Annotated in this window: 18 protein-coding genes and 1 pseudogene; 13 read left to right on the top strand and 6 right to left on the bottom strand. The window is 71.5% G+C overall.

The window, feature by feature from the left end:
- Positions 1 to 21: 21 nt before the first annotated feature.
- Both ACA514_RS17260 and ACA514_RS17255 read left to right on the top strand, forming a co-directional pair.
- Positions 22 to 1,155: a sensor histidine kinase gene (locus ACA514_RS17260; protein ID WP_375042159.1), complete on the top strand. Its 1,134-nt coding sequence runs from the start codon at positions 22 to 24 to the stop codon at positions 1,153 to 1,155.
- Positions 1,156 to 1,162: 7 nt separating this feature from the next.
- A complete protein-coding gene (locus ACA514_RS17255; protein WP_375042158.1) occupies positions 1,163 to 1,837 on the top strand; it encodes a response regulator in 675 nt (224 codons plus the stop codon).
- Positions 1,838 to 1,876: 39 nt separating this feature from the next.
- Here the strand turns inward: ACA514_RS17255 and ACA514_RS17250 are convergent, their stop codons facing one another.
- Positions 1,877 to 2,785 (bottom strand): TIGR03620 family F420-dependent LLM class oxidoreductase, encoded by a 909-nt coding sequence (locus ACA514_RS17250; protein WP_375042157.1) that lies wholly within the window; start codon positions 2,783 to 2,785, stop codon positions 1,877 to 1,879.
- Positions 2,786 to 2,893: 108 nt separating this feature from the next.
- Between ACA514_RS17250 and ACA514_RS17245 the strand changes: the two genes are divergently transcribed.
- From ACA514_RS17245 to ACA514_RS17230, 4 genes and pseudogenes are all read left to right on the top strand, one after another.
- Complete coding sequence (locus tag ACA514_RS17245; RefSeq protein ID WP_375042156.1) at positions 2,894 to 3,883, top strand: TetR/AcrR family transcriptional regulator; 990 nt, start codon at positions 2,894 to 2,896, stop codon at positions 3,881 to 3,883.
- A 35-nt stretch (positions 3,884 to 3,918) separates the two neighbouring features.
- The gene (locus tag ACA514_RS17240) at positions 3,919 to 4,509 is read left to right on the top strand and encodes a DUF4291 domain-containing protein (protein WP_375042155.1); all 591 of its coding nucleotides are present in this window, start codon (positions 3,919 to 3,921) and stop codon (positions 4,507 to 4,509) included.
- A gap of 351 nt (positions 4,510 to 4,860) precedes the next feature.
- Positions 4,861 to 4,962 (top strand): annotated as a pseudogene (locus ACA514_RS17235) (Crp/Fnr family transcriptional regulator); the annotation flags it as partial.
- A gap of 97 nt (positions 4,963 to 5,059) precedes the next feature.
- Positions 5,060 to 5,296 carry a hypothetical protein gene (locus tag ACA514_RS17230; protein ID WP_375042154.1) on the top strand — a complete coding sequence of 79 codons (237 nt, stop codon included), beginning with the start codon at positions 5,060 to 5,062 and terminating at the stop codon, positions 5,294 to 5,296.
- Between the two features lie 524 nt (positions 5,297 to 5,820).
- Here ACA514_RS17230 and ACA514_RS17225 read toward each other — a convergent pair.
- The gene (locus ACA514_RS17225; RefSeq protein WP_375042153.1) at positions 5,821 to 6,474 is read right to left on the bottom strand and encodes a hypothetical protein; all 654 of its coding nucleotides are present in this window, start codon (positions 6,472 to 6,474) and stop codon (positions 5,821 to 5,823) included.
- Between the two features lie 73 nt (positions 6,475 to 6,547).
- Entirely contained in the window at positions 6,548 to 7,444 is an 897-nt protein-coding gene (locus tag ACA514_RS17220) for a hypothetical protein (protein WP_375042152.1), read from the bottom strand.
- Between the two features lie 221 nt (positions 7,445 to 7,665).
- Here ACA514_RS17220 and ACA514_RS17215 point away from each other — a divergent pair, with 221 nt between their 5' ends.
- Positions 7,666 to 8,604 carry an aldo/keto reductase gene (locus tag ACA514_RS17215; RefSeq protein WP_375042151.1) on the top strand — a complete coding sequence of 313 codons (939 nt, stop codon included), beginning with the start codon at positions 7,666 to 7,668 and terminating at the stop codon, positions 8,602 to 8,604.
- 7 nt (positions 8,605 to 8,611) lie between these two features.
- Here ACA514_RS17215 and ACA514_RS17210 read toward each other — a convergent pair whose 3' ends face one another.
- Positions 8,612 to 9,271 carry a hypothetical protein gene (locus tag ACA514_RS17210; RefSeq protein ID WP_375042150.1) on the bottom strand — a complete coding sequence of 220 codons (660 nt, stop codon included), beginning with the start codon at positions 9,269 to 9,271 and terminating at the stop codon, positions 8,612 to 8,614.
- A gap of 129 nt (positions 9,272 to 9,400) precedes the next feature.
- Here ACA514_RS17210 and ACA514_RS17205 point away from each other — a divergent pair, with 129 nt between their 5' ends.
- The 3 genes from ACA514_RS17205 to ACA514_RS17195 all read left to right on the top strand — a co-directional run bounded on the left by ACA514_RS17205 (position 9,401) and on the right by ACA514_RS17195 (position 12,999).
- Positions 9,401 to 10,684 (top strand): citrate synthase, encoded by a 1,284-nt coding sequence (locus tag ACA514_RS17205; RefSeq protein ID WP_375042149.1) that lies wholly within the window; start codon positions 9,401 to 9,403, stop codon positions 10,682 to 10,684.
- Positions 10,685 to 10,869: 185 nt separating this feature from the next.
- Positions 10,870 to 12,093 carry a cytochrome P450 gene (locus ACA514_RS17200; RefSeq protein WP_375042148.1) on the top strand — a complete coding sequence of 408 codons (1,224 nt, stop codon included), beginning with the start codon at positions 10,870 to 10,872 and terminating at the stop codon, positions 12,091 to 12,093.
- Between the two features lie 129 nt (positions 12,094 to 12,222).
- Positions 12,223 to 12,999: a hypothetical protein gene (locus ACA514_RS17195; RefSeq protein ID WP_375042147.1), complete on the top strand. Its 777-nt coding sequence runs from the start codon at positions 12,223 to 12,225 to the stop codon at positions 12,997 to 12,999.
- A 773-nt stretch (positions 13,000 to 13,772) separates the two neighbouring features.
- Here the strand turns inward: ACA514_RS17195 and ACA514_RS17190 are convergent.
- Positions 13,773 to 14,552 carry a hypothetical protein gene (locus ACA514_RS17190; protein ID WP_375042146.1) on the bottom strand — a complete coding sequence of 260 codons (780 nt, stop codon included), beginning with the start codon at positions 14,550 to 14,552 and terminating at the stop codon, positions 13,773 to 13,775.
- Between the two features lie 229 nt (positions 14,553 to 14,781).
- Between ACA514_RS17190 and ACA514_RS17185 the strand changes: the two genes are divergently transcribed.
- Positions 14,782 to 15,222: a hypothetical protein gene (locus ACA514_RS17185; RefSeq protein ID WP_375042145.1), complete on the top strand. Its 441-nt coding sequence runs from the start codon at positions 14,782 to 14,784 to the stop codon at positions 15,220 to 15,222.
- 1,592 nt (positions 15,223 to 16,814) lie between these two features.
- Here ACA514_RS17185 and ACA514_RS17180 read toward each other — a convergent pair.
- Positions 16,815 to 17,768, bottom strand: a complete 954-nt coding sequence (locus tag ACA514_RS17180) for a hypothetical protein (protein WP_375042144.1) — start codon at positions 17,766 to 17,768, stop codon at positions 16,815 to 16,817.
- A 373-nt stretch (positions 17,769 to 18,141) separates the two neighbouring features.
- Between ACA514_RS17180 and ACA514_RS17175 the strand changes: the two genes are divergently transcribed.
- Together ACA514_RS17175 and ACA514_RS17170 are read left to right on the top strand one after the other, a co-directional pair.
- Positions 18,142 to 19,143, top strand: coding sequence for a class II glutamine amidotransferase (locus tag ACA514_RS17175; protein WP_375042143.1), 1,002 nt, complete (start codon positions 18,142 to 18,144; stop codon positions 19,141 to 19,143).
- 165 nt (positions 19,144 to 19,308) lie between these two features.
- Positions 19,309 to 19,521, top strand: coding sequence for a helix-turn-helix domain-containing protein (locus tag ACA514_RS17170; protein ID WP_344262163.1), 213 nt, complete (start codon positions 19,309 to 19,311; stop codon positions 19,519 to 19,521).
- Positions 19,522 to 19,543: the final 22 nt, after the last annotated feature.

Raw genomic sequence — 19,543 nt, 5'->3', positions numbered from 1 at the left:
CCGTCCGGCTACCGTCGTGACGTGCACGAATCCGAGCCGGCCTCCCCGTTCTCCCGCCGGAGCGGCCGCCGGCGGCTGATCCGCCTGGACGCCGCGGCGGCGGTCCTGTACACGCTGTTCCTGCTGGTCTCGTCCGGCGGTCACGAGGTGCCGGCGCTGCTCGCGGTGCCGGTCGCCGCCGCCATGGGGCTGCCCCTCGCCTTCCGGCGAATCCGGCCCGTCCCGGTCTTCGGCGCCGTCCTCGCCGCCTCCGCCCTGGCGCTCGTCCTCGGCCTGCCCTGGGACTTCTTCGCCGCCGCCGCGTACGCGCTCTATCCGCTCGCGCTGGCCCTGCCCCGCCGCCGCTGGATCCCGACGCGCGCCATCGGCGTGCTCAGCGCGATCGTCGTCTTCGGCGGCGCCCTGATCGGGCCCAAGAACTGGCATGCCGAACAACTCGGGCGCGTGCTCCTCGGCCTCGGCGTCCTCGGCGCGTCCTGGGCGCTCGGCCGCGCCGTCCGCGACCGCCGCGCCTACACCGCCCAGTCCGCCCGCCGGCTCGCCGAGACCGCCGTCGGCGAGGAACGCCTCCGCATCGCCCGCGAACTCCACGACATCGTCGCGCACAGCATGAGCCTCATCGCCGTCAAGGCCGGCGTCGCCGTCCACGTCGCCGAGGCCCGCCCGCAGGAGGCCCTCGACGCGCTGCGCGTCATCGAGTCCACCAGCCGCGGCACGCTCGCCGAAATGCGGCACCTGCTCGGCGTCCTGCGCGCCGACGAGCCCGGCCTCGCGCCCTCACCCGGCCTCGAATCCCTGCCGGGCCTGGTCGAACGGGCGGCCATGGCCGGTGTCCACGTCGACCTCGACGTCCGCGCGGGCGACCTGCCGGAGAGCGTCGCGCTGTCGGCCTACCGGATCGTCCAGGAGGCCGTCACCAACGTCGTCAAGCACGCCGCCCCCGCGCGCTGCCGCGTCCTGGTCGAGGCCGCCGGCGGCCGGGTCCGCATCGAGGTGGACGACGACGGCCCCGGCGAGCGCGTCCTCCCCGGCGCCCCCGGCCACGGACTCATCGGGATGCGCGAACGCGTCATGATGTACGGCGGCGACTTCACCGCCGGCCCCCGCCCGGACGGCGGCTTCGCCGTCGCCGCCGCCTTCCCCTACCGAGCCTAGGAATCCGTTGGAACTGCGCGTCCTCGTCGCCGACGACCAAGCCCTGCTGCGCGGCAGCTTCCGCGTCCTGATCGACACCGCGCCGGGCCTGCGCGCCGTCGGCGAGGCCGGCACCGGCGCCGAGGCCGTCGAACTGGCCGAACGCGAACGCCCCGACGTCGTGCTGATGGACGTCCGCATGCCCGAGATGGACGGCATCGAGGCGACCCGGCGGATCTGCCGCGACCTGCCGGACGTCCGGGTCCTCATCCTCACCACGTTCGACCTGGACTCCTACGTCTACTCGGCGCTGCGGGCCGGCGCCAGTGGCTTCCTGCTCAAGGACACCCCGCCCGCCGACCTGCTGTCGGCGGTCCGGGTCGTCGCCTCGGGGGAGTCGCTGCTCGCCCCGAGCATCACCCGCCGGCTGATCACCGAGTTCGTCCGCCGGCCCGCCCCGGTGCGGGCGGCGCCCGCCGGGCCCGACGGGGCGGACGGCCTCGACGGCCTCACCGGCCGCGAGCGCGAGGTCCTCGCCCTCATCGCCCGCGGCCTGTCCAACGCCGAACTGGCCGAGCACCTGCATCTCAGCCCCGCGACGGTGAAGACCCACATCGGCCACCTGCTGGCCAAGCTGCAGGCCCGCGACCGGGCCCAGTTGGTGATCGCCGCCTACGAGACCGGCCTGGTCCGTCCCGGCTGAACGCTTCGCGGAGTTTCGTGACGGTGGGCTCGATGCGCTCTACGCGTCCAGCAGGTACGGGGCGAGCCGCTCGAACTGGTCGGCGCACGAGGCCAGGTCCGGCTGGAACACCGACACGCACACATGGTCGGCCCCCGCGTCGAGGTGGGCGGCCACCCCCTTGGCGACCGCGGCCTCGTCGCCCCAGCTGAAGCAGGCGTCGATGACCGCGTCGGAACCGCCGTCCGCGACGTCCGCCTCCGAGTAGCCGAGGCCCCTGAGCGCCGGAATGTAGGGCGAGCCCGGGATCGTGAACGCCCCGGTCTGGCGGGCGATGCCGCGCGCCTTCTCCGGGTCCGTTTCGAGGATCACCGGCTGCAGGGCGATCAGCAGCTTGTCCGGGCCGAGCAGCTCCCGTGCCCGGCGCGTGTGCTCGACCGGCATCATCGCCGGCAGCATGCCGTCCGCGCGGTCGCGGGCCAGGCCCTGCATCTTCGGCCCCAGCGCCGCCAGCAGCCGCGGGAACGGCACGTCCGGCGACGGCGCGGCCTGCACCGCGGCGTCCATGCCGTCGAGGTACTCGCGCATCCGGGTGAGCGGGCTGCTCCATGTCTGCCCGCTCCGCTCGACGGCCGCGCCCATGCTGACGCCGACGCCGAGCGCGAGCCGTCCTGGATAGGCGTCGGCCAGCACCGACGCGGCCCCCTGCATCGCGGCCGGATGCCGCGCCCACAGGTTCGCGATCGCCGACCCGAACGCGATCCGCTCCGTGGCGGCGAGCATCACGCCGAGCTGCGCGAACACCTCCCGGCCGCCGATCGCCTCGTTCACCCAGACCGCCCCGTACCCGGCGTCCTCCACCCGGCGGGCCGCCCGCCGCCACTCGCCGGCCGGTGCGAGCGGAGTCATCAGCCCGACCCCGATCCGCCCCAGCCGCCGCCTCGCCTCGAGCACCGCGTCGCTTCCCATCGCCGTCTCCTTCGGTCGTACAATCGGAACCGCCAACCCGTTTACGACGTTACCGGAACGAACGCCCCGTTTGTCAACGGGGCCGCTTCGCCGGGGGAGAGGACGCCCGTGCCCGACACCCGCCGCACCGGCACCGGCACCGAGCCGAGGCGCGCCGACGCGCGCCGGAACCGGCAACGGATCCTGGAGGCCGCCCTGGAGGCGTTCGCCGCCGAGGGTCGCCTCGTCCCCCTCGACGACATCGCCCGCCGTGCCGGCGTCGGCGCCGGCACGGTCTACCGCAACTTCCCGACAAAGGAGGCCCTGTTCACAGCCGTCGTCACCGACCGCCTCCAGGAAATCGTGGACAAGGCAAAAGCCCTGGCCGCTCCGGTCACCCCCAACCGCACGCCCAACGCAACAGAAGGGGCCGACGCAGGCAACGGAGCCGACGCGCGCGGCACGGCCGAAGGGAGCGGCACGGGCGGTGCGGCCGAATGGAACGGCTCGGCCGAAGGGAGCGACACGACCGCCGCGAGCGACCTGGCAGACCCGACCAACCCGACCAACCCGACCAACCCGTCCGCCCCGACCAACCCGTCCGAAGCGGGCGACGCATCCGAAGTGGGCGACGCGGGCGAACGGTTCTACGGCTTCCTGACGTGGGTCGTCGAACGTGCGATGTTCAATCACGCCCTCTGCGACGCGCTGGCCCTGGAGGAGGGCCTCAAGGCGTTCGCCGCCGCCGGCGTCCAGGAGGAGTTCGACGCGGCTCTCGAGGTACTGCTCCGGCGGGCGCAGGCGGCGGGTCAAGTCCGCGCGGACGTCGACAGCCGGGACGTGCGCGCCCTGATGGCGGGCTGCATGGTCACCGAGCGGATGCGGCGCGCCGACGGGCCGCCCGGCCGCATGACCGCGCTGGCCTGCGATGCACTGCGACCCACCTCCGTAACGAAACTCGATAACGAAACTCGACTGCCGTCACGGAACGAAGGCCGCTGCGAGGTCTGCGGAACCCCGCTGACCGTCGCCCGCACCGGCCGTCCGGCCCGGTTCTGCGGCGCTGCGTGCCGCCAGAAGGCCCACCGCCGCAGGTCCGCGGCCTCGAAATCCGGTTGAACCGTGCGTCGGGCCTCCGGCACCGTGGTCGCATCATGCACACCCGTGAGATCCGCGCCCTCCACGACCGTGACTCGATCACGGTCTACCAGGCGTACACCCCGGAGATCGGTCGCCCGGCGGTACAACACGGGACCTTCGTACCGCCGTTCTCCCGTACCCGGATGACTTGGATCAAGCCGTCGTTCCTATGGCTGATGGCCCGCAGCAACTGGGCGCGCAAGCCAGGGCAGGAGGCGGTCCTCGCCGTTCGCATCACCCGCGCCGGCTGGGAGGAGGCCCTCGCCCAGGCCGTCCCCACCGACCCGGACCGCCGCGTCTTCCGCGACTCCGAGGAATGGCGCCGCCGTTTCGCCCAGGCGCTGGTCCACGTGCAGTGGGACCCCGAGCGTTCGATCGGCGGCGGGAAACTGGAGGCGCGGAGCATCCAGATCGGGCTGAGCCGCCACATCGTGGACCGCTACGTCGACGACTGGATCCTCGGCATCGAGGACCGCACCCCGCTGGCCCGCAAGATCCACGGGCTCCTCCAAGCCGGACGGAGGGCCCAGGCCAAAGCCCTCCTCCCCAAGGAGCGCCCCTACCCGCTGCCCCCTGCTCTCGCTCGGAACATAGGTGCGGACTAGCGGACGCCTCAGGCCCTCCCGTCGCAGCGCACACGAGCACAACCCCCAAGCCGCGTGAGGCCCCTGGGGCATCGACCAACTCCAACAGCCTCTGAAGGCGTCCTCCGTCCGGCGAAGCGAAGCGAGCGCACCACCTCTTCGCCCATGACCTGAGCCTGGCCAAGTCGCTCCACCGCGCCTCCCGCCCTGCGAGGGGACCACCATCTTGAGCAGGACGCCCACGGTCCCCGGTCTTCCTGCGCACAAGAACAGGGCGACGAGGCCGCCCATCGAGGGCGCCACCCGGACACCGCCGGTGCGGTCGCCGATGGCCCTCGACAACGGCGTCCGCTCCTGCCCAACTCGGTGGTCGACCTCACTCCGGAGGTGCTGGCGCAGCTCGTCGGCGCGTCCCGCGAGACAGTCAACGCGGCCCCCGCCGACTTCGCGCAGCGCAACCGGCTGCGGATCGAGCCTCTGGTCGCACGGGCTCTTTCGCGGGTTCACCAGATGCCATCGGACGGCCCGTCGCCTTTCATTCGAACGCTTGTTCGGGCTAAGGTCTGGTCTCGTGCTGATCGATGAACCCGTCTCCGCGGAGACCACCCCGGCGGGCCATCCGTCCCAGATCACCGGCGCGCGCGGTTGCTTCCGGGTCCGTCGCGTCCTGGAGCAGTGGCAGGAGCCCGGCGCGGCCCGTTTCTACCGGTTGCAGATCGCCACGCCGGACGGCCCTGCCATCGCCGAGGTCGTCGGACCGCCCACCGACTCCGCAGGCCCCTGGACCCTCCGCCGGATCTGGCCCTAACCCAGCGCCAAACCGCCAACCCCGCCACCCGTTCCGTCGGCTACTCCGTCGGTCACACCGCTGGCAACTCCATCGGCAGCACCGCTGGCTGCCTCGCCGGTCGCTCCGCTTGTCGCCCGCCGGCCGCGCGGCCGGTTACTCCGGCCGCCTGCCGGTTGTGCCCCCGCCCCGTCGATCCCCCGACAGCGCCGGAGACTGAGCCGCCGACCCGCCGACCCGCCGACCCGCCGACCCGCCGATCCGCCGATCCGCCGATCCGCCGACTCAGCCGCCGATCCGCCGACCGTGTTACCGACCCGCCGCCGACAGCGCCGCCGACCGTATGGCTGACCCGCCGCCGACCTGCCGCCGAGCGTGCTGCCCGTGGCGCTGAGAGCTCCGCTGGGCAGCACGTGGGCCGTGCGGCTGGCCACCCCGTCGGCAGCACCGCCGGTCAATCCGGCTACCTCGTCGTCGCCTCGCCGGTCGCGCCTCGCCGGTCGCGCCTCGCGGGTCGGGCCGCAGGCGGAGGCGGCGGGGTGCGCTTATGGTCGGAGTCGCAGGACGATTCGGTCGGAGAAGCCTCCTCTCTCCGCATGTTTGGCCGCGCGTTGTGCCTCCAGGTCGGCCGGTGTCATGTCGTGCAGTGCGGCGAGCGCGTGAACGACCTCCAGGATGTCGGCGAGTTCCGCGGGGTCGCCGGCGGCCGCGTACTCGCCGGCCTCTTCGTAGAGCTTGGCGCGCAGGAGGGACACGTACTCGCCGGGCTCGGCGACACGGGACTCCCGCCGCTCGCCGGCCTCCCGCAGGAGGTCGGGGATCCGGTCGCGGACCAGTTTCTCGGTGTGTCCACCGCCCTCCCCGGTGCGATGCCCGGTTGCGCCGTTCCGGCGGTCCAGCGACTGGATCCATTTCACCGCCACCGCCGCCGTCTGTACGAGCTCGTTCCGCAATGGAGCCGGTTCCGACTCGGCCAGCGCCTCGTGGAACTCTTCGGTGAGCACGTGACGCCAGGTCAGTTCCCCGCGCGACCACGCGGCGGCGCAGTCGGCCTTCGCCTTGTCGGCTTCTCCGGCGAACGCCGGCCCGCTGCCGTCGGGGAACTCCTGGACGCCCCACATGCGGTCCTGCGCGGCGCGTTCGGCGGCGATGTCCGCCAGGACCTTCGCCAGGGAGCCCGGTTCTCGTTCGTCGTGCATGCCGATCGACGCTAACGGTCGCGGCGCTCCCGTGCAGGTGCTCCGCCGTCGTCGCGGATGTCACCGGCCTTGCTCAGTCCGGGACGGCGCCGCCGGGTTCGCATCTCAGGAAGTGATGCAGGACGGGCGGTAGTTCGTCCCACAGCCATTCGTTCAGCGTGCCGGGGAAGTCCTCCGGCGCCCGGACGGCGAGGCGGCGGGGCCCCGTCCGCACGAGTCTCACAGGGACGGGGCCGTCGTCCCAGATCTGCTCGCGGATCCCCCAGAAGGCCGAGAAATCCGCACTCGTCAGTACCAGTTCCGAATGCAGGATGTGCTCACCCTGGTGCCTGCCGAGGGGAAGCAGGCGCTGGGCGGTGGTCCGGAGAATGTTGAGGGCGGCGAGATCATGCGGGCACGCCACACCGGTGATCTCCAGGTCAGGGAGGCCGAATCGGCGCAGCCCCCGGGTCGCGAGCCCGACGCAGGAGCAGCCGTCGATCTCGTCCTCGCCGGCGGTGCATCGGCCGTCGTTCCGGTACGGCGGGAGTGCGGTGCCCGTCCAGTCGTCGGCGAGGACGAACCCGTCGGGGCGGGATGTGGACGGCAAGACCTGGTTCGTGTCGAGGTCGACGGTGATGCCGCCGAGGGATTCGGCGAGGGCCTCGGCCGCCCCGCGTGCGATGTGCGGGCCGTGCGGAAGGTCGGAGACCGGCAGCACCGAGGTCACGCCGACATGCCAGGCGGCGCGGAGGGCCCGCTCGGCGTCGTCGCCGTCGGTGCTCGTCACCCGGCTCAGGTTCCAGGGCGACGTCGCGGCGCCGTGCGCGGTGACCATCAGAGCGGGTGTGCCGAGCCGCTCGGTCACCGCGGCGTCGAGCCCGCCGGCCGACGCCTGCCGGACGGCGGTGGCGACATCGCCGGGGGTCCGGTCGGCGGCGACGACGAACCGGGCGGTCGTCTCCTCGGGAACGGTGATGGTGATGGGCAAGGGTGCCTCCTCGAGCCGTGGCGAACCGCGTGATGTCGTCAAGACTCCGGGAGGTCGGAAGGCAACGGAACTGGAATGATGTTCTGTGGATAAAGGCGGTCAGATACTGCCTCAAAACAGGGTGAATAGTGCAGGGTGATTCTGAGGGACGGTTCGCTGAACGAGTCAGGGGTGCCCCGGCCGCTTCCTCGCTGCGGCCCGCGGCATGGGACGCTGAAAGGGTGAGCGCGATACGACGGCTGGGAATCGGCCTAGCAGCGGTGGGGCGGCCCGCCTACATCAACGTGGGCAGGACTGAGGAGTTGCCCCGCGATCGGGGTGTCGAGCAGTTGCGCGACGCGACCTGGCGCGTGCTGGACGCCGCCTATACGGCGGGGATCCGGTGGGTGGACACCGCGCGGTCATATGGACGCGCGGAAGAGTTCCTGAGCGAATGGCTCGCCGCCCGCACACCGGACGGTCTGACCGTGTCCAGCAAATGGGGCTACACCTACGTCGGCGAATGGAAGACGGACGCCCCGGTGCACGAGGTCAAGGACCACGGCCTCGACCGTTATCGCGCCCAGTACGCGGAGACGCGCGCTCTCCTGGGCGATCACCTTTCGGTCTACCAGGTGCACTCGCTCACGGAGGAGAGCCCGCTCTTCCACGACGCCGGGCTCCAGGCGGCACTCGCCGAAGCGGCGGCCGGGGGAGTGCGGGTCGGTTTCTCCACGTCCGGCCCCCGGCAGGCCGAGACGATCCGCCGCGCGATGGGGCTGGAGGTCTCGGGCCGGCGGCTCTTCGACACCGTCCAGTCGACCTGGAATCTCCTGGAGAGCTCCGCGGAGCCCGCACTAGAGGAGGCGCACCAGGCCGGTCTCCATGTCCTGCTCAAGGAAGTGCTGGCCAACGGTCGGCTGGCCGTACGGCCGCCAAACGCGCTGCGGGCCATGGCGGCCGAGGAGCGCGTCGGCGCGGACGCGCTCGCATTGGCCGCCGCACTGAGCCGGCCATGGGCGGACACCGTCCTCATCGGTGCCGTCAGCCCCGGCCAGTTGCAGGCGAACCTGGCGGCGACGCGGGTCTCCCTGGACGAACGGCAACTGGACCTGCTCGCCGGTCTGCGCATCGCGCCGGAACGCTACTGGCGGGAGCGCAGCGAGTTGCCTTGGACCTGAGCCCCGCTCAGGAGAGGCCCTCCACCAGCGCGTCCCAGAAGGCGGTCTCGTAGGCGTGAAGGAGCCGGGCGGCGCGGGAGGCGTCCGCGGGATCGTCACCGGAGGCCAGGCCGGCGGCGATGACGGCCAGAGCCTGCTCCTCGAAGCCGGGCGGCGACTCCGCGAAGTAGGAGAAGAACGCGACCGCCTCCTCGTCGAAGCCGTAGCGGGCACGGAGCGCCCTGGCGGTGCGGGCGCAGTAGGAGCCCCACTCCTCCAGATTGGCCAGCATGGCCAATGCCACCTCGGTTGACGTGCCGAAGGCGGCGCGCTGCGCCAGGTAGGCCGGATAGGCCTGTGCGAGCGGGTTGGGCTCGTGGGTCTTGAGATTCTTCTCACTCTCGCCGAGCGCGCCGGCGAAGCGATCCAGCAACGTCAGCGCCTGCGCCTCGCCCTGTGCCAGGCCCAGGAACATCCCGCCCGCCGGCGGGCCGGGGAAACGCGCCGCGAGCAGGGCGAAACTACGCTGATCGCTACTGACGATCCGATACTCCTCGGCAGCTAGCCAGACCAGGCGTTCTCGGGGCAACTCGCCCGCTTCGAGCAGGTCGAGGAAGCGATTCCCGCCCGCCCCCGCGATGTCTTCGCGCGCCCGCGCGACCAGCTCCGCAGCACTGTCGTCGGTCATGTACCCAGCGCAACATCCGGGCGGCCCCGGCGTCAACGAGATGGCCGCCGATCGGCCCATGTGATCACCTGGATACGATGAAGACCGGAACGTCTACGCAGGTGTGGACGGAGTTGGGAGCGAGCGCATATGTCGGATTTCGAACTCAACCACGCGGGCGGCCGGATGCCCCTCGAGGTGACGGAGTCGACCGAGGGGCCGTCGGGACTGCGGGTGGGAAGCCTGCTGAAGGAGACGGGGCACGTCACACTCGACCCCGGATTCACCAACACCGCGTCCACCACATCGGCGATCACCTATATCGACGGTGAGGCGGGCATCCTCCGCTACCGGGGTTACCCCATCGAGGAACTGGCGGAGAAATCGTCCTTCCTCGAGGTGGCCTACCTGCTGATCTACGGTGAGCTGCCTACCCCCGGGCAGCTGGAGGAGTTCACCGACAGCGTCCGCAACCACACGCTGCTGGACGAGAAGTTCCGGGCCTTCTTCTCCGCCTTCCCGCGTCGCGCCCACCCGATGGCGGTGCTGTCGTCCGCGGTCAGCGCGCTGTCGACCTTCTACCAGGACAGCCTGGACCCCTTCGACCCCGAGCAGGTCGACCAGTCCAGCATCCGGCTGATCGCCAAGCTGCCCACCATCGCGGCCTACGCGTACAAGACCTCCAACGGGCAGCCGCTGCTGTACCCGGACAACTCGCTCGGATACGTCGAGAACTTCCTGCGCATGACGTTCGGGCTGCCCACGCAGCCGTACGAGGTCGACCCGGAGATCGTGCGGGTGCTGGACATGCTCTTCGTCCTGCACGCCGACCACGAGCAGAACTGCTCCACCTCCACGGTGCGGCTGGTGGGCTCCAGCCAGGCGAACCTGTTCTCCTCCGTCTCGGCCGGCGTCGACGCCCTGTTCGGCCCGCTCCATGGCGGTGCCAACCAGGCCGTCCTGGAAATGTTGGAGCGCATCCACCAGAGCGGCGACGACATCGAATCGTTCGTCGAGCGGGTCAAGAAGAAGGAGCCCGGCGTCAAGCTCATGGGCTTCGGGCACCGCGTGTACCGCAACTACGACCCGCGTGCGGCGGTCGTGAAGAAGGCCACGGGCAAGGTGCTGGAGGCGCTCGGCAAGTCCGACCCGCTCCTCGACCTCGCGATGCGCCTCGAAGAGGTCGCGCTGAGCGACGACTACTTCGTCGAGCGGAAGCTCTACCCGAACGTCGACTTCTACACCGGCGTCATCTACAAGGCGATGGGCTTCCCCACCAACGCGTTCACCGTGCTGTTCGCGCTCGGCCGGCTCCCCGGCTGGATCGCCCAGTGGCGCGAGATGATGAACGACAACTCCACCAAGATCGGACGTCCGCGGCAGGTCTACGTGGGCCCGGGCGAGCGCCACTACGTGGAGTCCTCCGCCCGCTGACCGGCGGTTTCCGCTTCGTCCGGCGGCTCAGTGCGCAGCGGGCGGGCCCTCGGCCCGCCCGCGCGCGCTTGCGACACGGGTTCGTCGCGCCGCAGGAGCCGGGAACGGCCAACGGATCCCATTCCAGCGGGCGCGGGGTTAGCCTGTGGGCGGCGAGTCCCCCTGGCGGAAGGCGGCCTTGGTCGATGCCCTCCCTTGTCGAGCCCCGACTGTCCAGCCTCGACTTCTGGGCGAAGGCCCAGACGGAGCGCGACGAGGTGTTCGCGGGCCTGCGATCCGCCGCCGATCCCGTCTTCTGCCCCCTGCCCGATGAACCCGGCTTCTACGCGCTGACGCGGTACGCGCAGGTCGCCGAGGCCAGCCGCCGTCCCGAGGTGTTCAGCTCGGAACCCACGGCGGTCAGCCTCGTGGACCCGCCGCAGGAGATCGCCGAGTACTCCGGCTCGATGATCAGCCTCGACGACCCGCGGCACGCGCGGCTGCGGCGGATCGTGTCCCGCTCGTTCACCCCGCGCATGGTGGAGCGGTTCACCGGGGACGTCGCCGTCCTCGCCCGCCGGATCGTCGACGAACTGGCCGAGCGGGGCGCCTGCGACTTCGTCGAGCACGTCGCGATGCCGATGCCGCTGCGGATCATCTGCTCGATGATGGGCATCCCGGATGCGGAATACGACGGTGTCATCGACGCCACGAACATGATCCTGGGGATCGGCGACCCGGACTACGTCGGCCCGGCCGGCGAGGACCGCATCACCATGTTGCGCGAGAAGTTCGCCCACCTCCACGAGCTCATGGGGGATCTGGGGCGGCTGCGCCGCGAGCGGCCCGCCGACGACCTCGTGACCGCGTTGAGCCATGCGAACGTGGACGGGGAATCGCTCACGGCCGTCGAACTGGCCCGTTTCTTCACGCTGCTGGTCGTCGCGGGGAACGAGACGACGCGCAACGCGCTCTCGCATGCTCTCGCCCTGCTGACCGAGCACCCCGACCAGCGCGCGCTTCTCCTCGCCGACGTCGAGGGCCGCCTGCCGGACGCGGTGGAAGAGGTCGTCCGTTACGCGACACCGGTGACGTGGATGCGCCGCACCCTCTCCCGGGACTACGAACTGCACGGCCACATGTACCGGTCCGGCGAACGGGTGGTGCTCTACTACAACTCGGCCAACCGTGACGAGGCCGTGTTCGAGGACCCGCACGCGTTCGACATCACGCGCTCGCCGAACCCCCATGTCGGGTTCGGGGCGCCCGGACCGCACTTCTGTCTCGGCGCGCATCTCGCGCGCCGCGAGGTCACGGTTCTGCTCCGCGAGCTCTACACGCGCCTTCCCTGTCTGCGCGCCACCTCGACCCCGGTCCGGCAGCGCACCAGCTTCATCAACGGGATCAAGTCACTTCCCTGCGCCTTCTGAAGTCGCAAATAGGGACATTGGCCCCGAATTCCCTCGGCTTTATCCACAGAACCGCGTTCGACTATTGCCGGTGGGCGGCATGGACGAGGCTGTTGCGCGTCAGATCCTGCGCGACAGAAAGGCGCGACCATGCCCGCACAGACAGATCTCGGAGCGAACCAGCTCGCCGTCCGGCTCGGATTGGCCCGATGGCAACTGCGCGTCGGTCGGGAGCACGGCCTGCTCCCCGAACCCGACCTCGACGGCGAACGGTGGTCCGCCGGGCTCGTCGAGGAATGCGCGCACCGCTGCGGCCAGGTGGTCACGCGGTTCGGCGAGGAGCCGCCGATCGGCGCGATCCGCGCCGCCGCCCGGCTCGCCATGCGCACCGGCCTCGACGTCGAGCGCCGTGACGTCGAGGTGCTGGTAGCCCGGGACCACCTGGAGGTCGTCAGCAGCTTCCGCGGACATCCGCTCTACCTCCTGCGCGATCTCGACGCCCTCGATCCCGAGAAGGTCCGTGACGTCGTCGCGGCCCGGAAAGGCCCCTTGTTCGACACTGTCGAAGCCGGCGGGGCGGTGACCATCCTGGGCTGGCCCAGGAAGACGTTCGACCGCATCGCCGGAGAAAGGACCCTGGCGAAGGACCGGTTCGGACGCTACGCGCTCGCCGACATCCGCGCCCTGGCCGCCGATGACGAACTCGCGCGGGAGGTCCGGGAGGAGAAGCGCCGCCGGGCCCTGGCCAAGGCGAGACGGGCCGAGACCGACATCGAGGACGTCGTGCGCGGCTGGCTGCTGCGCTGCACCGCCTACGTCGACCGGGCCGTCGAAGAGCCGCCGGACCCCGCCCTCCTCGGCCGTGCGATCCGCGGCCTGGCAGGGACCAGAGCCGAGACCGCCAAATACGAGCAGGAGACCGGATGAGAGCCCCGCCCGAAGGCACCAAGGCACCAAGGCGCCAGGGCTGCCGTAGCGCCCGCACCGGCCGCCACCGCTCACCCCTGTTCGTGTGCCGGCGCTGCGGGTCGGGGCCGACGGGGCGTACCCGGCCGCGAGGCAGCGCGTCGGCCTGAGGGACCCCCTCGCGTGTGCCCGCCGCCAAGATCGGCGGGCGGCCACGCGCGGCGAGAGGGACGTGCGCCGGCCCGTGAAGGTGCCTCCCACGTCCCGAAATGACGCATGGAAGGACGGTCACGTTTGGCGAGGGGACGACGGACGTGCATTAGCCCCAGGGAAGGTGCCGCACGTGTCCTGAAGCGGGGATTCGGCGGGTGGTCATCCTCGGCGAGGGGGCGTGCGTCGGCCTGGGACGGGCGTCGGATACGTCCTGGCCGGGGAGCGGGCGGGTGGTCATGCGCGCCGGGGGGGGCGTGCGTTGGTCCAGGGACGGGGGCGTGCGTGCTCTGAAGCGGGGATTGGGCGGGGGGCATGCGCGGGCCTGGGACGGGTGTCGCATGCGTCCTGGGCGGGGATCGGGCGGGTGGTCATGTGCGGCAAGGGGGTGTACGTCGGCCTGGGACGGTGCTGCATGCGTCCTGGGCGGGAGCGGACGGGTGGTGAGGGAGCGTGCATCGCCACGTGAAGGGTGCCGCATGCGTCCTGAAGCGGGGAGCAGATGGGGGACACGTGTGGTGAGGGGATGTGCATCGGCTGGTGAAGGTGGGGCACCTCTCCCGAAACGACGAGCGGATCGGCGGTCACGTGCGGCGTGGGCCGGAGCGCCGGCCCGGCGGGCGCCTCCGGTCCTCGGTCTGGCGGGCGAGTGCGGCGTGGAGACGGTCCCGGGCTTCGGTCCGGGACATGGCCGGAAGCCGCTCGGGTAGATGGGCCGTCAGCCCGGGGGAGGCGTCGACCAGGCCTTCGTCGTCCACCAGGGCCCGGGCGCTCGTCCACGGGCCGAGAAGCACCGCGGAGAGCCCGCCGGGATGGCGGTCGAGGAGCGCGGCGATCCGCGCGGTCTCCTCCGCGCAGTCGGCGACCAGCAGGAGGCGGCGGTCGGGTGCAGCACCGGAGTTCCGCCGGATCGCCAGCTCGGTCTCCAGGTAGGCGAGCGCGGCATCGAGGTTGCCCGGAATGAACAGACCCGCGGCGCCGTCATCGAGCAGTTCGTCCTCGGCGAGACCGAAGAGCCTGGTGGCGTCGGGGCGGGGGATCACCACCAGGGAGCTGTCCCCATGCTCGTCGAGGGCGGACAGGGTGAGCACTCGCGCGCTGTCGACCGCGCCGGCGCCCGCCAGGCCCAGAGCCGGAACCGCGAAGGGGTCGAGGGAGGGACGGTAGGCGAAGGGAGCGGGCCGCGGGTCCGGGCCGGCGGCGGAAGCGGCGAGCACGGGCATTCCCGCGGTGGCCGCCGCGTAGATCCGGTGCCGGAACGGGTAGCAGAGCGCGGCGGCCGCCGGAAGGAGTAGGCCGAGCAGCAGCGCAGGCTGCACCGGCCGCGCCCGCGGCTCGTCGTCGGCCTGTTCCCGCAGGCGCACGGTGGTCTGTGCGCTGCCTCCGCCCCATCTGGTCACCGTCGGGACCGGTGTCGGGACCGGTGCCGGCGCGACGCCGGGCGGAGCCTGCGCCGCCGGCCGAGGACCCGGCCGGTCGAGCGGGCTCGCCGGCGCGGACCGCCGGCGCCCGGTCTTCGAGCTCCGCTCGAACCGTCCCCGCCTCCGGGCGGCGTCCCCGTGGCCCGCCGCCCTTTTCCGGCTGCTGCCGTACATGGCCACCCAGGCATCCCTGCACAGATACCCGGTGTACCAGTCGCCGTTGACGAAGGCGTGCCGGCAGGAGGCCGGCGCCGATCTTCGCGGTTCGGGCCGCGGTCCCGGTGCCGCGTCGGCCGGTGCCGCGCTGAAGGAGATCACGCCCGCCAGCGCGGTGCAGCCGAGCAGTCCGCAGGTGCAGCGGACGATTTCGCCGAATATGTCGGTCATCCTGGGATCTGCCAGGAAACGGGTCATCTTCGCCCCGGGGGATCGCGTTGGTCACCGTCGGAATGCCGATCGTAGTCAATTCGGCTACGGAGCGTTGACCATTGCTCGCACTCGATCGACCGATCGTCTCGCCGACGCCTTTGAAATGAGCCTCACATCCGTAATTATCCGGATATACCTACCGTCACCCGGCGCCCAGGACGAAGCCACACTTGACGGCCGGTAAGGCTCACCTAAGCAAGCCGGAAAGTAAGGTCCCTCCACTCCGCGCCGAAACAATCGTCAGAAACCTCTTATATGCCTTCACCGATCGAACCAGTCTCGAAGGCAGGCCCCCCGACCCCGGCCGACTTGTCTGGCTCCGCCATCCAAGTCCCGCTCTGATGGTCACCGCGCACGGCGCCGAGATGTCGCCCTGGAACCTGAGCCGGGTGACGAGCGCCGACGGTGACGACGCCGAACGGGCACGCCGCGCCGCCTGGCATGTCGGCGTGACCTCCCCTTCGCTCCAGCGCGCATGGCGGCACTCCCGGCCGGGATCTGGTCGGCTGGCCGGTGGCCCCGGCCCGTGAGCCGAGCCCGGAACTGCCCGGCAAGGATGGTCTGTTGAAGTCGACCGATCGACCCAGGAGTCGGCGAGCGGGGCGAGTTCACCGGCTATCGGGACCCGAACGGTCCGGGACGTCAGATGTTGAACTTCCATAACGGGCACCGGTCCGAGGTGGCCACCATCGAGGCTGGGCCGGTTGAGATCGACGAACAGCCGGATCGACGAACAGCCGGATCGACGAACAGCCGGATCGAGGTACAGCCGGATCGAGGTACAGCGGGGAGTGGGGAACGGGGAGCGGGGCGTCGGGTTCAAGCGGAAGACCGTCCGCAAGCAGGCGGGGGCACCTCGCAAGAACGCCATGGCCCAGGTCGGCGCGCCCGCGACTGGACCGGTCAATGCCGAGGGGCTCGTCGACCTCCCGGCCAAACCGAGGCCGGTGGCGACCGGCATCGGGCGGCCGAACACGGCGACAAGGCCCGCGACATGGATCCCAACGTCCGAGTCCCAATCGGCGCTCTGGACTAGCCAGGTGAACGGGGCCCTACTGGCGTGATTTGGCGCGGATCCCCGTCGGGCAGATTGGTCGCGGTGGCCGTGAGTACCACGTCGGGCGATGCCCCTGAGTTTTTGGTGGCTGGTGGGTGGTTGATCGAGGTGCCTGGAACGGTGTGTGGTCGGGCATGCGGATGATCGGGTTGGCGAGGGTGTCTCTGCGGAACTCGCGGATTTCCTGCGAGGGGTAGACGACGGCCGCCCGGTGAAGGTCGCTCCTTCCGTCTGCCGGGGATGCGGCGGCCGGGGCTTCTTGGTGTTGGCCAACGAGTTCGGAGCGGAACGCGAGTGACGCGGCTACGGAGCCCGTGCGTTCATCTCGGACAGTGAGGAGTACTGGAACGAGGAGTCCCGGGAGTACGACGAACCCGCTGCCGCCGGCCCGCCCGTGCGGTGGCGAGGAGTCCGAGGCTGCGGTGCCTTCTCGCTCGCCGACGAACGGATCCGTCCGCTGGGTGACCCTTGGCCTGCGATGGTCAAGGACGGATTCTCCGGCGTCTACGTCGACTGGAAGATTGACTACGGACCCATGGATCACCTGCTGACCATGGTCTAGGTCTGCGGAGGCTTGGGAGCCGGTCGTCGTTGCGGGGGAAGTGGGGCCCGGGCGATGGTGATCCCGTTTTGGCTTCCGCATCGATGGTGAGTGGCTTGGTGGCGTGGTCGGTGTTGTGGGCTCCGGGGCTTGGCCTGGTCGGAGCGGGGCGGTTGGGTCAGGCGGCTTGGGAGTGCGGAGGGTCGGCGGGGGAGTGGAGGACGTCGTACATGCCGAGCGGGAGGGTGTCGCCGCAGAGCCAGTCGTTGACGGTTCCGGTGATGTCGTCGGGCGGGGCCACGGCGAGGAGGCGGGGGGTGAGGAGGGCCAGGCGGATCTGGAAGGGGTTCGGGGGGACGAGGTGGACGCGGCGGGCGGTGCCCCAGAAGTCGCTGAAGTCGGACTCGGCGAGGGAGAGGGCGGCGTCGACCTCGCGGGTGCGGTCGGCGGGGCCGGTGGACAGCCACGACCAGTGGTCGGTCAGGAGGCGGCGGGCGGCGGTGCGCAGGACGTTGAGGGCGGCCAGGTCGTGCGGGCAGGCGACGTCGCCGATCTGCAGCTCGGGCAGGCCGAAGCGGCGCAGGCCGCGGGTGCGCAGGCGGACGCAGGAGCAGCCGTTCACGCCCTCGGGATCGCGGTCGGGATCGGGGGCGGTGCAGCGGCCGTTGGCGCGGAAGGGTGGCAGTTCGTCGCCCAGCCATTGGTCGGCCAGGACGAAGCGGGTCCGTTCCTCGGCGGGCGGCGTCAGGATGTGGCCGGTGACGAGGTCGGCGGGGACGCCGCCGGTCGCGGCGGCGAGGTGGAGCGCGGCGGCGCGGGCGACCTGCACGGCGCGGGGCTGGTCGGTGATCGGGGCGCAGGCGGTGACGACGGCGAACTCCGGGGCGTCCCGGAAGGCGCGTTCGCGCCGGCGGTCCTCGGGCCGCGGTGCCAAGATGCGGGCCGGGTCCCAGCGGAGGCGGGCGCCGTCCTCGCGGACGACCTCCAGGTGAGGTGACCCCAGGCGGCCGGCGATGTGGGCGGCGTACGGGCCGCCCGCGCCGCGGAGCAGGCCGGGGAGGTCGTGCGGGATGCGCTCGGCGGCCACGGCGAACCGGGACGTCGTGGTGGCGGGGACCGGGAAGGCGATCATGTTCTCTCCTCGCTGGCGGGTGCCGGACGTCCACCAGCCTGCGGCCCGGCCGGAACAGACGGAAGTCGAATCGCGTTCTGTGGATAACCAGGTCAACGCAGGGGAACCACCGCGTAAAATCGGGGCTCGGCGGCCACCGTCGACTGCCGAATCGTGATCCGGTGGTGTGCCGCGGCCGGGTGAGCCTCGCAGGCCCCTGCCCCCCGGGTCCGCCGAATCGAACGCGGATCCGCGACCGTCTGGCGAGAATCGCCAGACGCCCGATGCAACGTTGGGTAAAATCTCCATCACTCGTAGTTATGATCTTCTTTCCGTGCGGCCGGCCGGGGACCCGGGGCGCGGGGATCACCTCCCATATCGAAAGGCGAACGGCATGTGCCGACTGTTCGGAATGAGCACGGGCGGACCCCGGGTGCGGGCGGCCCACTGGCTGCTGGACGCGCCGTCCAGCCTGCGGGCGCAGAGCCACCGGATGCCGCACGGCGCCGGCCTCGGCTGGTTCTCGCTCGGCGGTGAGCCCGTGCGCGACCGGGCACCGCTGGCCGCCTTCGAGAACGCCGATTTCGATCTGCACGCCCGCAACGTCCCGTCCCACACGTTCGTCTCCCACGTGCGCGACGCGTCGGTCGGCGGCCTCACCGTGCACAACTGCCATCCGTTCGTCATGAACGACCGCTTGTTCGCGCACAACGGCGTGGTGAAGGGGCTCGACACGCTCCGGGCGTGGCTGACCGACGTCGAGCGGGCGCCCGTCGCGGGCGAGACCGACTCCGAGCTGGTGTTCGCCTATGTGACCGCGGAGATCCGGCGGCGCGGCGACACCACCGCCGGGATCGTCGAGGCGGTGCGGCGGATCGGGGCCGAGCTGCCGGTGTTCGCGGTCAACCTGCTGATCGCCGAGGCGGGGCGGCTGTGGGCGCTGCGCTACCCCGAGAGCAATGAGCTGTGGGTGCTGTCGCCGGACAAGGGTGGGGCGAGCGGTCCCGGCGACGCTGCCGGCGCGGACGGGCCGGTGCCCGCCGTGGTGATCGCCAGCGAGCCGATGGACGACCAGCCCGGCTGGCGGCTGCTCGAACCCGGTGAGCTGCTCGTCGTCGACGGGCTGACCGAGACCTCGCTGTTCCCGTTCGAGCCGCCCAGGCACCGGCTGCGCCGCTCCGACCTGTCCGCGCGCGAGGCCGCGTCCCAGCAGGCGGCGGCCGCCGAGCAGCTGGTGGTCGAGCACGCGGAGAGCGTGAAGGCCGCCGCGCTGCGGGCGGCCACGGCGGGCGCGGGACCGGCCGCGACGGCCGGCGTCGTTCCCCTCCGGGGCCCGTTCGCGCCGGCGATCCTGCGGACCGCGCAGCCGAAGGCGGTCCGGGGACCGTCTGTCTAGTTCCGACACGCCGTTGACCACGGAAAAGACCAGCTTCGGCCGATTTCGCGCCGAATGGTGCCGCATCAGGGGCGGATTCAGGGGGAATGTGTACGTTGGGTAGATCAACACTGCTGTGAGCTGCGGGGACGGTCTCGCGGCCCAGCTCTGGAACAGGAGGTCCCCGTGACCCGAACGCTGTCGAGGGGCACCCGCGTCACCGGTGCCGAACGCACGCAGCTCGCCGCCGAGCTCGCACCCCGCTACGCGGGCGGCGAGAGCATCCGCGACCTGGCCGCCGAGACCGGCCGGTCGTACGGGTTCATCTACAACGTCCTGAAGGAGGCGGGCGTCCCGCTGCGCGGCCGCGGCGGCAACACCCGGCGCAAGAAGGCCTGACCCGCTCCCGACGTACCGCACA

Source organism: Actinomadura sp. NTSP31, from assembly GCF_041951385.1.
Taxonomy (GTDB): Bacteria; Actinomycetota; Actinomycetes; order Streptosporangiales; family Streptosporangiaceae; genus Spirillospora; species Spirillospora napierensis.
This window is presented reverse-complemented; position numbering and strand designations above follow the sequence as displayed.

Excerpts from the sequence above, each read along its gene's own strand:
- ACA514_RS17250 (WP_375042157.1), bottom strand. The coding sequence starts at position 2,785 with ATGGGAAGCGACGCGGTGCTCGAGGCGAGGCGGCGGCTGGGGCGGATC.
- ACA514_RS17240 (WP_375042155.1), top strand. The coding sequence starts at position 3,919 with ATGCACACCCGTGAGATCCGCGCCCTCCACGACCGTGACTCGATCACG.
- ACA514_RS17225 (WP_375042153.1), bottom strand. The coding sequence starts at position 6,474 with ATGCACGACGAACGAGAACCGGGCTCCCTGGCGAAGGTCCTGGCGGAC.
- ACA514_RS17210 (WP_375042150.1), bottom strand. The coding sequence starts at position 9,271 with ATGACCGACGACAGTGCTGCGGAGCTGGTCGCGCGGGCGCGCGAAGAC.
- ACA514_RS17205 (WP_375042149.1), top strand. The coding sequence starts at position 9,401 with ATGTCGGATTTCGAACTCAACCACGCGGGCGGCCGGATGCCCCTCGAG.
- ACA514_RS17200 (WP_375042148.1), top strand. The coding sequence starts at position 10,870 with ATGCCCTCCCTTGTCGAGCCCCGACTGTCCAGCCTCGACTTCTGGGCG.
- ACA514_RS17195 (WP_375042147.1), top strand. The coding sequence starts at position 12,223 with ATGCCCGCACAGACAGATCTCGGAGCGAACCAGCTCGCCGTCCGGCTC.
- ACA514_RS17185 (WP_375042145.1), top strand. The coding sequence starts at position 14,782 with ATGGCCACCCAGGCATCCCTGCACAGATACCCGGTGTACCAGTCGCCG.
- ACA514_RS17180 (WP_375042144.1), bottom strand. The coding sequence starts at position 17,768 with ATGATCGCCTTCCCGGTCCCCGCCACCACGACGTCCCGGTTCGCCGTG.
- ACA514_RS17175 (WP_375042143.1), top strand. The coding sequence starts at position 18,142 with ATGTGCCGACTGTTCGGAATGAGCACGGGCGGACCCCGGGTGCGGGCG.